The 14,954-nt window shown below is 38.7% G+C and carries 12 protein-coding genes; all 12 read left to right on the top strand.

What is annotated here, in order from left to right; genetic code table 11:
- The first annotated feature begins 7 nt into the window (after nt 1-7).
- The 12 genes from AADH04_RS00290 (at nt 8) to AADH04_RS00235 (ending at nt 14,895) form a co-directional block, all read left to right on the top strand.
- A complete protein-coding gene (locus AADH04_RS00290; RefSeq protein WP_434778258.1) occupies nt 8-1,264 on the top strand; it encodes a DUF1116 domain-containing protein in 1,257 nt (418 codons plus the stop codon).
- A 21-nt stretch (nt 1,265-1,285) separates the two neighbouring features.
- Nucleotides 1,286-2,104, top strand: a complete 819-nt coding sequence (locus AADH04_RS00285) for a DUF2877 domain-containing protein (RefSeq protein ID WP_434778257.1) — start codon at nt 1,286-1,288, stop codon at nt 2,102-2,104.
- Nucleotides 2,105-2,124: 20 nt separating this feature from the next.
- On the top strand, nt 2,125-3,360 hold the full coding sequence (locus tag AADH04_RS00280; protein ID WP_434778256.1) for an MFS transporter: 1,236 nt from the start codon (nt 2,125-2,127) through the stop codon (nt 3,358-3,360).
- A gap of 165 nt (nt 3,361-3,525) precedes the next feature.
- A complete protein-coding gene (gene ppsA, locus AADH04_RS00275) occupies nt 3,526-5,925 on the top strand; it encodes a phosphoenolpyruvate synthase (RefSeq protein ID WP_434778255.1) in 2,400 nt (799 codons plus the stop codon).
- A gap of 112 nt (nt 5,926-6,037) precedes the next feature.
- Nucleotides 6,038-7,381, top strand: a complete 1,344-nt coding sequence (gene yegQ, locus AADH04_RS00270; protein WP_434778254.1) for a tRNA 5-hydroxyuridine modification protein YegQ — start codon at nt 6,038-6,040, stop codon at nt 7,379-7,381.
- A gap of 9 nt (nt 7,382-7,390) precedes the next feature.
- Nucleotides 7,391-9,109 carry an arginine--tRNA ligase gene (gene argS / locus AADH04_RS00265; protein ID WP_434778253.1) on the top strand — a complete coding sequence of 573 codons (1,719 nt, stop codon included), beginning with the start codon at nt 7,391-7,393 and terminating at the stop codon, nt 9,107-9,109.
- A 93-nt stretch (nt 9,110-9,202) separates the two neighbouring features.
- Nucleotides 9,203-9,934, top strand: coding sequence for a nicotinamide riboside transporter PnuC (gene pnuC, locus AADH04_RS00260; protein ID WP_434778252.1), 732 nt, complete (start codon nt 9,203-9,205; stop codon nt 9,932-9,934).
- Nucleotides 9,935-10,122: 188 nt separating this feature from the next.
- Nucleotides 10,123-10,707: a nucleotide exchange factor GrpE gene (grpE, locus tag AADH04_RS00255; RefSeq protein WP_434778251.1), complete on the top strand. Its 585-nt coding sequence runs from the start codon at nt 10,123-10,125 to the stop codon at nt 10,705-10,707.
- A 108-nt stretch (nt 10,708-10,815) separates the two neighbouring features.
- Complete coding sequence (gene dnaK / locus AADH04_RS00250) at nt 10,816-12,744, top strand: molecular chaperone DnaK (RefSeq protein WP_434778250.1); 1,929 nt, start codon at nt 10,816-10,818, stop codon at nt 12,742-12,744.
- Between the two features lie 101 nt (nt 12,745-12,845).
- Complete coding sequence (dnaJ, locus tag AADH04_RS00245) at nt 12,846-13,979, top strand: molecular chaperone DnaJ (protein WP_434778249.1); 1,134 nt, start codon at nt 12,846-12,848, stop codon at nt 13,977-13,979.
- A 147-nt stretch (nt 13,980-14,126) separates the two neighbouring features.
- Nucleotides 14,127-14,489 (top strand): VacJ, encoded by a 363-nt coding sequence (locus AADH04_RS00240; RefSeq protein ID WP_434778248.1) that lies wholly within the window; start codon nt 14,127-14,129, stop codon nt 14,487-14,489.
- A 4-nt stretch (nt 14,490-14,493) separates the two neighbouring features.
- Nucleotides 14,494-14,895, top strand: coding sequence for an acyl-CoA thioesterase (locus AADH04_RS00235; protein WP_434778247.1), 402 nt, complete (start codon nt 14,494-14,496; stop codon nt 14,893-14,895).
- Nucleotides 14,896-14,954: the final 59 nt, after the last annotated feature.

Here is a 14,954-nt window from a genome sequence, read left to right as displayed (position 1 = left end):
CTGCATCATGAATAATACGATTGCTTTAGCAAATGAAAAAGTTATTGAAATGATTAAATCGGCTCGCCCATTTTGGCAAGATGTTGTTCCAGCAGGAGAAGCGATTCCAGAATTAAGAGAAAAGAAAATACTGTTACATGCTGGCCCGCCTATTGCCTATGCTGATATGACAGGCCCGATGAAAGGCGCATGTATTGGTGCGTTATTATTTGAAGGATGGGCTGCGACAGAACAAGAAGCAGTAAACATGCTGCAAAGCGACCAAATAGCATTTAAACCTTGCCATTATGTTGGTGCTGTGGGACCAATGGGAGGTATTACTTCACAAAGCATGCCTGTATTGAAAGTGAAAAATACCACGCATGGTAATTTTGCTTATTGCAATATGAATGAGGGTATTGGTAAGGTTATGCGTTTTGGCGCTTATGGGGAAGAAGTACAAACCAGATTGCATTGGATGAAAGATGTACTGGCACCTGCATTATCTAAAGCATTAAAACGTTTTGAAGAAGGTATTGATTTAACAGCATTAATGGCTCAAGCTATTACCATGGGGGATGAGTTTCATCAACGCAATATTGCTGCATCTGCTTTGTTGTTAAGGACATTGAGCCCAGAAATTGCGGCCATTGATATTACGGATCAAGAACGTGTCGAAATTTTGTCTTTTTTGGGTAAAACAGATCAGTTTTTCTTAAATGTTGCGATGGCTTATTGTAAAGCAGCTATGGATGCCGCACATACTGTGGGGGAAGGCACTATTGTGACTGCAATGACACGTAATGGTAAAGAGTTCGCTATTCGAGTCAGTGGGTTAGGTGATCAATGGTTTACGGCACCAGTTAATACGCCACAAGGTTTATTTTTTACTGGATATAGCCAAGAAGATGCTAACCCAGATATTGGAGACAGTGCGATTACAGAAACTTTTGGTGTGGGCGGGATGACCATGATTGCGGCACCCGGCGTGACTCGTTTTGTTGGTGCAGGTGGTTTTGATGATGCATTAGAAATCAGTAATGAAATGGCTGAAATTTGTTTATCGCAAAACCCAGCTTTATCTATTCCTACTTGGAATTTTAGAGGTGCTTGTGTTGGGATTGATGTTCGTTTGGTTGTTGAAACAGGTATCACACCATTAATCAACACAGGTATTGCCCATAAAGAGCCAGGTATTGGTCAAGTCGGTGCTGGTACGGTGAGAGCACCATTACCTTGTTTTGAAAAAGCTTTATTGGCTTTGGCCCAAAAATATCCAGCGTAAATGGATTATTGGAGTTAAAAAATGCTTTGTTTTCGACCACTTGCTGTTAGCCAACATTTAGAACTAACTGACTTTAATACCATAAAGTTAGTTGTTCAGGCACGGTTTGCTCATGGCTTAGTGGTTGAAATACAAGAAATGCCAAATTCAAAAACAATCTTTATTTCAGATCGTACAAAAGGACTTTTACCTGAACAGATTATTCTGAGTGAGCATGATTTTGAGCAAGCTTTTCATCAAAATTACTTTTTAATTGAACTAAGTAAAGTCAAACAGTTTAGCTTAAAAGCATCTTTAATCCCACCATCCTATCAACTGTTGGCTCAAAAAATGAGTGTCTTATCAGATTTTTTAAATCAACAGAAGATATTGGGGTTGGGGGAAATGAAATGCTTAATAAACGACCCTATTATTAAAACAGCATTAACACAGCCAGAACACAATGCGTCAAATGCGTTAGGTTGGGAAGATGCTGTTAAATGGCTTATTGGTAGAGGGCCTGGCAGTACACCAAGTGGGGACGATATGCTTATTGGGGCAATGTGTGTTCAGTATATACGGTTACAACATGTATCTGCTTTATGGTGTTATTTTCATCTTCATCGTGAAACTTATGCAATATTAACCACGCCACTGAGTATTGCGTACTTTGATTGTGCTATACAGGGTTTGTTTTCATCCAGATTGTTACAGGTAGTCAAATCACTGTTTTTGCCTACTCCAGTTACTTCTTTATTGCGGTATTTAGAGAATATGACACAGGTTGGTGCACATTCAGGAATAGATGGTTTATTTGGTGTTTATATGGCATTACAAACTGATTCTAAAGAAATTAAATAGTTGTAATAAGGAGCATTATTATGCAAAACGAATCAAAAAAAATCGACTCTTATTGGATAAAAGTCGTCATAGTCTTTTTCTTGGGTTGGGTGGTGATTTACGCTGGTCGAAGTGTCTTAAGTCCCGTTATATCTGAAATCCAATCAGAATTTGGCTTATCTAAAGCACAAACCGGTGGGGTGATGAGTTTGTTTTTCTTAACCTACACCTTCTTACAAGTGCCATCAGGTATTTTAGGCGATAAAATAGGGCGCAAAAAAGTATTGGTGACAGGTTTTTTCCTTTATGCTGTATTTATTGCATCCATTGCAGTGTCACCAACATTTATGATTTTCATTGCATTATGGATGATTACAGGTGCTGCACAAGGCGCGTATTATGGACCACAATATGCCTTGTCATCTGAAGCCATTCCAAAAAAATGGATCACCTTAGGCAGTGCGGTTATTGGTAGTGGTATGTCTTTTGGTATTGCCTTTGGTTACTACTTATCCAGTATTATGGTGACAAACTACCATACCTCATGGAAAATGCCTTTTGTAGTTGTTGCTGTGCCTATTTTGATCGTGACACTCATGATGTTATTTTGGATCAGAGAAAAAGCTGATCCAAAAGCTGCCGAGCAAAATGCTGTACAAGCACAATCTAAAGAAGCTTTTAAATTCAGTGACTTGTTTAAAAACCGTAATCTGGTTTTGGCCTATATCACCATTTTCTGTTCTATTTATGGGTTCTTTGTGATCATTACTTGGTTACCTAATTATTTAGAAGCAGAGCGAGGAATGGATAAAGTTCAAGCTTCACAAATTGCTTCTATTGTGCCTTGGATTTCTATTGTGGGCACATTATTATGTAGCTATGTATCCGACAAATTAGGTAAAAGAAAACCCGTGGTATTGTTTATGATGCCATTATCTTTAGTGGCGATTTTTGGGATTGTGTATTCAAACTCTTACGCTGTTTTAATTGCCGTGTTGGTACTTTATGGGTTTATTGGTAAGATCAGTTTAAACCCTGTATTGGTTGCCTTAGTTGCCGATAATGCACCTAAAGCTGCTTTAAGTACTGCATTTAGTTTATATAATTTCTTTGGTATGTGTGCTTCCATTTGTGCACCCTATGTCACAGGCTTTTTGGCGGATCGTACAGGTAGTTTGAATAGTGGTTTTTATTTTGCAGCAGTTGTTACCGTAGTGGGCATTATTGCCATGCTGTTTGTAAAAGAAAATCAAAATAATGATGTACAAGTAAATTAAGTTGTCAATGTCTTGTTAGGGGAGAAATCAATTTATTTTCTCCCCAGCTCATTTCAGTTATAGAACTGATTCATTTAAAAAAATAATAAATCACCATTTGTCGTGCCTAATCAATTAGGCTTTGTGTATGAGCAGTTTTTCTTTATTTTAAAAAGTGGATTTGACATGATAGAAAATAACGTTATCTGGTTTGAACATTTGCGTATGACCGATGTTGAACGCGTTGGTGGAAAAAATGCTTCTTTAGGGGAGATGATCAGCCAATTATCCTCTCAAGGCATTAGAGTACCTGGGGGCTTTGCCACAACTGCTGCTGCATATCGAACCTTTTTGGCTCAGGATGGTTTAGATAAACGTATTGATCAGCTTTTGCAGCAATTGGATGTAGACAATATAACGCAATTAACCCAAACAGGTGCACAAATTCGTCAATGGATCATGCAAACGTCTTTTCCTCAAGATCTAGAGCAAGAAATTGATGCTGCATGGGCTAAGATGGTTGCTGATGCTGGGGGGGCAGAGATTTGCGTTGCGGTACGCTCTTCTGCTACAGCAGAAGATTTACCCGATGCTTCTTTTGCTGGCCAGCAGGAAACTTTTTTAAATATTAGTGGGCTAGACAATGTTAAACAGGCGGCAAAACAAGTATTTGCTTCTTTGTATAATGATCGTGCTATTTCTTATCGTGTGCATAAAGACTTTTCTCATCAAGACGTTGCTTTGTCTGTTGGTGTACAAAGAATGGTTCGATCTGATGATGGTTGTGCGGGCGTCATGTTTACAATGGATACAGAATCAGGTTTTGACCAAGTTGTGTTTATTACCGCTGCGTATGGTTTGGGGGAAACTGTTGTGCAAGGTTCGGTCAATCCAGATGAGTTTTATGTCCATAAGCCAACACTAAAAGCACAGCGACCCGCAATTTTACGTAAAAATTTAGGTTCTAAAGCAATCAAAATGGTGTTTGCTCAAGCCGCTCAGGCAGGAGAATCAGTTCAGGTTGTTGATGTGCCAGAGCACTTAAGAAAGCAGTTTGCCCTGACTGATGAAGAAGTCGCACAATTGGCCCGATACGCTTTAATTATTGAAGAGCATTATGCTCGACCAATGGACATTGAATGGGGTAAGGATGGGATAGATGGCCAATTGTACATTTTACAAGCCAGACCAGAAACCGTTAAGTCTCAGGAAACAGGTAATGAGCTGCGTCGCTATCAATTAAAAAATCACTCACCCATATTGTGTGAAGGGCGATCAATTGGTCAAAAAATTGGTCAAGGTGTGGTTAAAGTCATTAAAAGCATTGAACAAATGGACAGCATTCAACCAGGGGATGTCTTGGTGACCGATATGACCGATCCAGATTGGGAACCCGTTATGAAACGGGCTTCCGCTATAGTGACCAATCGAGGTGGGCGAACTTGTCACGCAGCCATTATTGCTCGGGAGTTGGGTATTGCTGCTGTGGTTGGTTGTGGTCATGCAACGGAAGTTTTATCCGATGGTATGAATGTAACCGTTTCTTGTGCTCAAGGGGATACGGGTTATATTTATGAAGGACTATTGGACATAGAAACCATCGATCTTTCTTTAGATAAAATGCCTCAAAGCCCCGTCAAAGTGATGATGAATGTGGGCAATCCAGAGCTGGCTTTTGGTTTCACTAAGCTACCCAATGAAGGTGTTGGCTTGGCTCGGATGGAGTTTATCATTAACCGTCAAATTGGTATTCACCCAAAGGCAGTATTAGAGTTTGATCAATTAGAGAGCACATTAAAACAAACCATTCAAGATAAAACAGCAGGGTATCGTTCGCCAGTAGATTTTTATGTAGATAAAATTGTAGAAGGTGTTGCAACAATTGCTGCTGCTTTTTATCCTAAGAAGGTTATTTTAAGAACATCAGACTTTAAATCAAATGAATACGCTAATTTAATTGGTGGAAATCTGTATGAACCCCACGAAGAAAACCCAATGCTTGGATTCAGAGGGGCTGCTCGTTATATTTCTCCACAATTTAAAGCCTGTTTTGAACTGGAATGTCGTGCCATAAAAAAAGTCCGTGATGAAATGGGGTTGACCAACCTTGAAGTGATGATTCCATTTGTGCGCACATTAAAAGAGGCTGCTCAGACGGTTGAATTATTAAAACAAAATGGCTTAGAGCGTGGCAAAAATGGTTTGCGTTTGATTATGATGTGTGAGCTACCAACCAATGCCGTTTTAGCAGATTATTTTTTAGAGTACTTTGATGGTTTTTCCATTGGTTCTAATGATATGACGCAGTTAACCCTAGGGACAGATAGAGACAGTGGTGGGCCTATTGCCAGTACATTTGATGAACGTGACCCTGCTGTAAAAGCAATGTTGGATATGGCTATTTCAGCTTGTTTGCGTCACAATAAATATATTGGTATTTGTGGTCAAGGCCCATCTGATCATCCTGATTTTGCCAAATGGTTGGTGGAAAAAGGCATTGAAACCATTTCTCTGAACCCCGATACAGTAGTTGAAACTTGGGTGTATTTAGCAAAAGAAGCGAAACGGGTGTTATTTAACGATTAAAACTGATAAAATTAATCATAAAGTTAAATTTGAGGCAAAGTAATCGTATACTTTGCCTCAAATTAATTAACATAGAGACAACCCCACATTTAAAGTACACACACCTTATATTATGAAAACACCTGAACTTCTTTTACCTGCTGGTGGCTTAGAAAGAATGAGAGCCGCCTTTGATTATGGCGCCGATGCCGTTTATGCGGGGCAGCCTCGTTATTCACTGCGTGCCAGAAACAATGAATTTAAACTTGAAGAGTTACGAGTTGGTATAGAAGAAGCGCATGCCCGGGGCAAACAGTTTTATGTTGCCAGTAACTTATTGCCTCATAACGCCAAAGTACGTACCTATTTAAAAGATATGGAACCTGTGATTGCCATGAAGCCAGATGCACTGATTATGGCTGATCCTGGTTTGATTATGATGGTGCGCGAAAAATGGCCAGAAGTTCCTGTTCATTTATCTGTACAAGCCAATACAGTCAATTATATGGGGGTTAAATTCTGGGAGAAACTAGGCATTACACGTATTATTTTGTCTAGAGAACTTTCTTTAGATGAAATCGCAGAAATTCGTCAAGAATGTCCCGATATGGAGCTGGAAGTTTTCGTGCATGGTGCTTTATGTATTGCCTATTCAGGGCGTTGTTTATTATCAGGTTATTTTAATCATCGTGATCCTAATCAAGGTACCTGTACCAATGCTTGTCGTTGGGAATACAAAATTCAAGATTCAACACAAGACGATGCAGGTGCAGCTCAAAAAATAGATTTTAATTTTCAAGCAGCACAAGAAGCAGCTGACAACCAATTTGCCTCATGTGGTGGGGCAGAACGCCATCCATTAGCGGATAAAACCTATTTAATTGAAGAAGCAAATAGACCAGGTGAGCTTATCCCCATAATGGAAGATGAGCATGGAACCTATATCATGAACTCTAAAGATTTAAGAGCCATTGAACAGGTTGAAAAATTGGTTGAAATTGGTGTGGATTCCTTAAAAATCGAGGGGCGAACCAAATCTATTTATTATGTTGCCCGTGCAGCGCAATCTTACCGTAAAGCCATTGATGATGCTGTGGCAAAACGTCCATTTGATTTAAATTTGCTTGCTGATTTAGAAGGGCTAGCGAACCGTGGTTATACCCCAGGCTTTTTAGAGCGTCATCAGACACAAGATTACCAAAATTACTTAAGTGGTCACTCAACATCGAAAAAAAGCCAATTTGTTGGCTTGGTTTTGGATGTCGATGAACAAGGCTGGGCTGAAATTGAAGTGAAAAACCGTTTTGCTGTTGGCGATCAGTTGGAAATTATTCATCCAAGTGGCAACCAAGTGGTGACTTTAGAAGCCATTATTTTAAAAGACAAACCTGCTCAAGTAGCTAATGGTAATGGCATTACAGTAAAAATCCCCAATATGGCAGGCAAAGAAAAAGCCATTTTGGCAAAAATATTATAAGGGAAGATAATGAGTTTATTGCAGGAGCTTGAAGCGCATGTTAGGGCAGCATTTGATGCGTGTGGTTTACAAGATGAGCCTATTTTATTACAAGCTGCATCAAAAGCAGGGTTTGGTGATTACCAGATTAATGGCGTTATGGGGGCTGCTAAAAAACAAAAAACAAACCCAAGATCTTTGGCTGAACAAGTTGTATCCGCACTAAAACTAGAAGGTATTGCTCAAAAAACAGAAATAGCCGGTCCAGGTTTCATTAATATACATTTAGCGCCAGAATTTATTATCCAAAAAGCACAGATGGCGCTGCAAAGTGACCGTTTGGCTGTAAGTGAACATACACCCAAAAACATTGTTGTTGATTATTCTTCCCCCAATTTGGCAAAAGAAATGCATGTGGGGCATTTGCGTTCCAGTATTATTGGTGATGCTTTAAATCGAGTATTACGTTTTTTTGGTCACAATGTCATTGCACAGAATCATGTCGGTGACTGGGGGACGCAATTTGGTATGTTAACAGCGTATTTGCTGGAAACAGAGCAACAAGGTGATGCTTCTCTTGCTTTAGCAGATTTAGAAGATTTTTACCGTAGAGCAAAAATACGTTTTGACGAAGACCCAGCCTTTGCTCAAAAAGCAAGAGAATATGTGGTCAAATTACAAAGTGGTGATCAAGAAATTTTGGCTTTATGGAAACAATTTGTCTCTATTTCTTTAGCACATTGTCAGGCTGTCTATAATAAATTAGGTTTATTATTGTCTCAAAAAGATGTGATGGGTGAGTCGGCCTATAATAATGACTTACAAGCAACAGTGGATGAACTGGTGCAAATGGGTTTGGCAGTAGATGATAATGGCTCTAAAGTCATCTTTTTGGATGAGTTTAAAGATCAAGACGGCAAGCCTGCTGCATTTATCATCCAAAAAACAGGTGGTGGATTTTTATATGCCACAACCGATTTAGCGTGTATCCGTTACCGTACCAGAGAACTTAAAGCACAACGCACATTATATGTCGTCGATGCACGTCAGAGTTTGCATTTTCAAGAACTTTTTTGTACAGCTCGTAAAGCAAAATTTGTGTCTGATGATGCTCGGTTAGAGCATATCGCTTTTGGTACCATGATGGGTGAAGACAATAAACCATTTAAAACCCGTGATGGTGGCACAGTTAAGTTAGTAGACTTATTAAATGAAGCCATACAAAGAGCAGGTGCTTTGGTGCAGGCTAAAAACCCTGATTTAACCTCCGAGCAAGTAGCTAAAATTGCCCAAGTAGTTGGGATTGGTGCGGTCAAATATGCCGACCTTTCTAAAAGCAGAACCAGTGATTACGTTTTTAAATGGGACAGCATGTTGTCTTTTGAAGGCAATACCGCACCTTATTTACAATATGCTTATACCCGTACTCAAAGCGTATTTCGTAAAGTGGCGCAATTTGACCAAAATGCCCCAATAGCTGTAGAGGATGTTGCTGAAAAACAATTGGCTGTTGCATTATTACAGTTTGAAGATGTATTAAATACAGTGGCTCAAAGTTGTTACCCACATCACTTAGCGACCTATTTATATCAAATTGCCACTTTATTTTCACGTTTTTATGAAGCGTGTCCAATTTTAAAAGTAGAAGGCAGTTTAAAAGACAGCCGATTACAACTAACGCAGCTAACTGCCCGTACTTTAAAACAAGGCTTAGATTTGTTGGGTATTGAAGTATTGGATGTCATGTAATATTTGATCTGTATTCTTTAGTTTTCTGTGGCAATAGGGCTTTTTTAAAGTGGTTATTGCCATTTTTATTTGTTTTTAATCAGTTTTAAAAAGATGATGAATAATTTACTTAAGCAATTGAAGTGGTATGAGTGGGGCTGGCTAGTACTCTTTTTCTTTATTGCAGTGCTGACATCTTGGTCGGCAAATGATTCGCTACTTATGCTCACCGTATTAATGTCTGGTGTGTTGTTCCTTGTTTTTGCCGCGAAGGGGAGTATTTATACCTATTATTTTGGTTTTTATAATGCAGTCGGTTATGCTTATATTGCCTATATGAATGGTTTGTTTGGCGAGTTTGCACTGAACCTATTTTTTTATGTGCCAGTGAACATTATTGGTTTTTTTCTGTGGAAAAAAAATGCAATAAACACTATCGTGTTGATGAGAAAAATGTCATGTTTGCATTTGCTTTTGGCTTTTGTACTTTGTAGTCTCATCACTTTAATTCTAGGCCATATCCTCTCACAAATACAGGGACAAAATAGCCCTTACTTAGATAGTGTAACCAATGTGTTGGCTGTTTTAGCCGCAATGATGATGTTATATCGTTTAAGAGAGCAATGGTTGGTTTATATTATATTGAATATTTTTCTGATCATCATGTGGACGATACGATATCAAAATGGCAGTACAGAGGCTTTATCAATGGTCGTTTTGAGTATTGCTTATATGGTCAATACATTATTTGGGTTTTATAATTGGTATTTTGGCAAGCAAGAGCAAGAGATACTGCATCAAATTGAATCGAATCAATCAGTTAATATGGCAGATTCATTGGATTAATTTGTTTAAGTTATCTATATTGAATTTGTTTTATGAGGCATGAAAAAGGACGAGTCTATTGTGTTTTTTTCTTAAAAAGCATCACATTATAGGAAAGCTGCATATTGCTCTTGAAATATATTGTATGAGACCTCATATAAAAAGATAATTTTAATCGATCAATGTTCTGAAAATTTAAGGATCAAATAATGAGTGAAGAGTTAGAAAAAGAAAATTTGGCACAAGAACAAACCTCAGAAGTTGATGAGGCGATAAAATCAGCAGAACCTCAGCAAGCAGAGGTAGGTGATGAATCTGTTCAAGAAGAAGTTAGTCTTGAACAAAAAATTGCTGATTTAGAAGCTCAACTGGCAGAACAAAAAGACCTAGTCTTGCGTACCAGAGCCGAGTCAGAAAACACTCGTCGTCGTGCTCAGGAGGATGTGCAAGCGGCTCATAAATTTGCCATTAATAAATTTGTTTCAGAGCTTTTGCCTGTAAAAGATAGCTTAGAGATGGCTTTGGCAGACCAAAGTGGGCAATTTGACGCACTTAAGTTTGGTGTGGATTTGACATTGAAACAGTTACAAAGTGCATTTGATAAAGTCAATATCCAAGAAATTAACCCTATGGGTGAAAAACTGGACCCTCATTTACATCAAGCATTAAATACAGAAGAAACCAATGAAGTAGAGCCGAACACTGTCGTTAAAGTCATGCAAAAAGGCTATAAAGTTGCAGAACGTGTTGTTCGCCCAGCTTTGGTGGTCGTTTCAAAAGAGAAAAGTGAATAAAAAAATAAAAATAGGGCTTGAAAAACAACTTTTGCACACCATCTTGCTTGCATACGAAATGAAGCAGGATGCTTCAAGAACAGAATAAAGTAAAAAGGACAAAGAACTATGGCAAAAATTATTGGTATTGACTTAGGTACAACAAACTCATGTTTGTCTGTGTTTGAAAATGGACAATCAAAAGTTATTGAAAATGCTGAAGGCGCACGTACAACTCCTTCAATCATTGCGTATTTGGATAATGATGAAATTTTGGTCGGTGCACCAGCGAAACGTCAAGCTGTGACCAATCCTAAAAACACCATTTATGCAGTAAAACGTTTGATCGGCCGTCGTTTTGAAGATAAAGAAGTACAAAAAGACATCGACTTAATGCCTTTTGATATTGTTAAAGCAGCAAATGGTGATGCTTGGGTTAAAGTAAGAGATAAAGAGTTGGCTCCGCCACAAATTTCTGCTGAAATTTTACGTAAGTTAAAAAAATCAGCTGAAGACTATTTAGGTGAAACAGTTACTGAAGCAGTGATTACTGTGCCTGCTTATTTTAATGACTCACAACGTCAAGCCACTAAAGATGCAGGACGTATTGCAGGCTTAGATGTAAAACGTATCATCAATGAGCCGACTGCAGCAGCCTTGGCTTTTGGTATGGATAAAAACCAAAAAGGCGACAGAAAAATTGCTGTTTACGACTTAGGTGGTGGTACCTTTGATATTTCAATCATTGAAATTGCTGATGTTGATGGGGACAAACAATTTGAAGTATTGGCGACCAATGGGGACACCTTCTTAGGTGGTGAAGATTTTGACCAACGCTTGATTGAATACATTGTTGATGAATTCAAAAAAGAACAAGGCATTGATTTGAAAAAAGATGTAATGGCCTTGCAACGTTTGAAAGAAGCAGCTGAAAAAGCAAAAATCGAATTATCAAGCGGTCAGCAAACAGAAGTGAATTTACCTTATATCACTATGGATGCAACTGGCCCTAAACATTTAGCGTTAAAAATTACCCGTGCTAAATTTGAAAGTTTGGTAGAAGACTTGGTTAAACGCAGTATCGAACCTTGTAAAGTTGCTATTAAAGACGCAGGTTTATCTGTTAATGATATTGATGATGTGATTTTGGTGGGTGGTCAAACACGTATGCCAAAAGTACAAGAACAGGTAAAAGAATTTTTTGGTAAAGAACCACGTAAAGATGTGAACCCTGATGAAGCAGTATCAGTGGGTGCAGCTATTCAAGGTTCAGTGTTGTCAGGTGATCGTACCGATGTATTGTTGTTGGATGTGACACCATTGTCGTTAGGTATTGAAACAATGGGTGGTGTGATGACCAAATTGATCAATAAAAACACAACGATTCCGACAAAAGCAAACCAAACCTTCTCTACCGCAGAAGACAACCAAAGTGCTGTAACCATTCATGTATTACAAGGTGAGCGTGAATTGGCCTCTGCTAATAAGAGTTTAGGACAGTTTAATTTAAGTGATATTCCACCAGCACCACGTGGTATGCCACAAATTGAAGTGACATTTGATATTGATGCTAATGGTATTTTGCATGTGTCTGCAAAAGACAAAGGCACAGGAAAACAATCAAATATCACCATTCAGGCATCATCAGGTTTGGATGAGGCAGAAATTGAACGTATGGTTAAAGACGCAGAAGCCAATGCAGAAGAAGACCGTAAGTTGATGGAGTTGGTGCAAAGCCGTAATCAGGCAGAAGCCATGGTGCATTCAGTGAAAAAATCGTTAACAGACTATGGCGATAAATTGGGTGCTGATGAGAAAACATCCATTGAAAATGCCCTAAAAGAAGTAGAAGAGGCATTAAAAGGTGATGATAAAGCAGCTATTGATGCAAAAGTAGAAGTTTTAGCAACCACCAGCCAAAAATTGGGTGAGATGATGTATGCTCAAGCTCAGGCTGAGGCCAATGCTGCGGCACCAGGCGGTGAGTCTGCCAATAATGCTGCAGAAGGTGATGTTGTGGATGCAGAGTTTGAAGAAGTAAAAGATAAAAAGGACTAATATTTAATTAGGTCTGCAATAAAAGAAGGGTGTCCCCCTTCTTTTATTGCGTAAATAATAGACCTATTTAGATATGAATAGCGTCAAAAAAGGTAAACTAAATGAGTCAAAAAGATTTTTACGAAATATTAGGCGTGGCTCGAAGTGCGTCTGAAGATGAAATCAAAAAAGCCTATCGTAAACTGGCGATGAAGTATCACCCAGATCGAAACCCAGACAATAAAGAAGCTGAAGATAAGTTTAAAGAAATTCAAAAAGCGTATGATATCCTTTCGGATGCACAAAAAAGAGCCGCCTACGATCAATATGGTCATGCAGGCGTAGACCCAAATATGGGTGGTGGCGGCGGTTTTGGTGGTGGTTTTGGCGGTGCCAGCTTTGATTTTGGTGGCTTTGGTGATATTTTTAGTGAAATGTTTGGTGGTGGGCGCTCAGGTGCACGTCAACCAGATTATAGTGGCGCAGATGTGCGTTACGATATAGAAATTACACTAGAAGAAGCAGCACACGGCGTGAAAAAGAAAATCACCATTCCAACACATGATGTGTGTGATGTGTGTAATGGTTCAGGTGCAAAAGCAGGTTCCAAACCACAAACCTGTTCAACCTGTCATGGCTCAGGTCAGGTTGTGATGCGTCAAGGTATCTTCCAAATGCAACAAACCTGTCCAACTTGTCATGGTTCAGGTCAGGAAATAAAAGACCCTTGCGTTAAATGTCATGGCGATGGTTTATTAAAAACCAGCAAAACCCTTGAAATCAGTATTCCAGCTGGGGTTGATACAGGCAGCCGTATCAGAGTCAGCGACAAAGGAGAACCTGGTCGCAATGGTGCGCCAAATGGTGACTTATATGTGATTGTACATGTTAAGCAAAACGCTGTTTTTCAACGCGATGGCATGGATTTGCACTGTGAGTTTCCAATTAGTTTTGTGACTGCTGCTTTAGGTGGCGAAGTGGAAGTGCCAACCTTAGATGGCCTTGCTAAAATGAAAATTCCAGCAGGTACTCAGTCTGGTAAAAGTTTTAGATTGGCATCAAAAGGGATTAAATCATTGCGTTCTAGCTCAAAAGGCGATTTGTACTGTCATGTTGTGGTAGAGACGCCTGTTCATTTGACTGAGCGACAAAAAGAGTTGTTGACCGAGTTTGAAACCATTTCATCTGGGCAAACTAAAGCACAAAACCCTCGTTCTAAGTCTTTTATGGACAAATTAAAAGGTTTTTTTGATTAACATCATATAGAAAAACACTGATCAAAAAGTCACTTGCTGTATGCGGGTGACTTTTTTTGTTATACTCAAGCTTATCAGATAAGCTAAATGTATCTGTTTTCAAATAAATGATGTATTTAGATAGATACGACTCTAGGGTGAATGATTATGTATGAAGTAAATCGCAGTATTGTTTTGGTTATTCCTCGTGAACCATTTTGGTTATGGTTAAAAACCTTACAGGAACCGGGTTTTTCTGAGTACACGTTAGAGGATCTGCAAGTAGATGCCAATGCATACCTAATTGAACCTTGTGAAGACATTGATGAAGCATGGGATCAAATAGAAGAACAATTGGAAAAAGTATTTAGCGCAGAGTTAGCCGATTGGAGTGAAGACAGAAGTACATGGCCAGATTTGCATCCTGATATTTTTGCAGAATGGTTTGATTTACAATTGTCGAGTATTGTGACTGATTTAAGCGGCAATAAGTTGGATCGAGAAGCATTTGTACCATTTGTCCTAGATTAAATCGATGTCTGTGCATCAAACTGATATAAGAGTTAGAGGATTTCATCTGGATTTATACCAGCATGTCAATAATGCCCGTTACCTAGAGTTTTTAGAGGAGGCGCGTTGGGATTATTTCGAACAGCTTGGTATTTTATCTGAATCGTTACATAAAAATCTTGCTTTTATGGTCATCAATATCAACATTGATTACCGACATGGTGCCGTTATGGATGACCTGTTGGTCATCCATACCCAGTTTCAGGAAATCAATAGTCGTAAATTTATCCTAAAACAAACAATTTACCTTAAAGATACAGAGCAATTAGTGGTCAGTGCACAAGTTACCTTTATTGTGCTTGACCAAAATACAGGAAAAATAGTATCCATTCAAAAAAGTTTGGGTAATTTTTTACCTAAGACGTAAGGTCTTAAAAATATAAAAAGGATGTTTGATGAAAACAGCTTCCTTACTATTTTATTGTT

Origin of the sequence: Neisseria sp. Ec49-e6-T10, assembly GCF_051132615.1 — a bacterium.
Lineage (GTDB): Bacteria > Pseudomonadota > Gammaproteobacteria > Burkholderiales > Neisseriaceae.
Note: the sequence above shows the minus strand (reverse complement) of the source record. Positions and strands in the feature narration are given on the sequence as shown.

What these genes read in the sequence shown, in the direction of transcription:
- grpE (WP_434778251.1), top strand. Translation starts at nt 10,123, where the DNA reads ATGAGTGAAGAGTTAGAAAAAGAAAATTTGGCACAAGAACAAACCTCA.
- AADH04_RS00240 (WP_434778248.1), top strand. Translation starts at nt 14,127, where the DNA reads ATGTATGAAGTAAATCGCAGTATTGTTTTGGTTATTCCTCGTGAACCA.
- argS (WP_434778253.1), top strand. Translation starts at nt 7,391, where the DNA reads ATGAGTTTATTGCAGGAGCTTGAAGCGCATGTTAGGGCAGCATTTGAT.
- dnaJ (WP_434778249.1), top strand. Translation starts at nt 12,846, where the DNA reads ATGAGTCAAAAAGATTTTTACGAAATATTAGGCGTGGCTCGAAGTGCG.
- ppsA (WP_434778255.1), top strand. Translation starts at nt 3,526, where the DNA reads ATGATAGAAAATAACGTTATCTGGTTTGAACATTTGCGTATGACCGAT.
- AADH04_RS00235 (WP_434778247.1), top strand. Translation starts at nt 14,494, where the DNA reads ATGTCTGTGCATCAAACTGATATAAGAGTTAGAGGATTTCATCTGGAT.
- dnaK (WP_434778250.1), top strand. Translation starts at nt 10,816, where the DNA reads ATGGCAAAAATTATTGGTATTGACTTAGGTACAACAAACTCATGTTTG.
- pnuC (WP_434778252.1), top strand. Translation starts at nt 9,203, where the DNA reads ATGATGAATAATTTACTTAAGCAATTGAAGTGGTATGAGTGGGGCTGG.
- AADH04_RS00290 (WP_434778258.1), top strand. Translation starts at nt 8, where the DNA reads ATGAATAATACGATTGCTTTAGCAAATGAAAAAGTTATTGAAATGATT.
- AADH04_RS00285 (WP_434778257.1), top strand. Translation starts at nt 1,286, where the DNA reads ATGCTTTGTTTTCGACCACTTGCTGTTAGCCAACATTTAGAACTAACT.
- yegQ (WP_434778254.1), top strand. Translation starts at nt 6,038, where the DNA reads ATGAAAACACCTGAACTTCTTTTACCTGCTGGTGGCTTAGAAAGAATG.
- AADH04_RS00280 (WP_434778256.1), top strand. Translation starts at nt 2,125, where the DNA reads ATGCAAAACGAATCAAAAAAAATCGACTCTTATTGGATAAAAGTCGTC.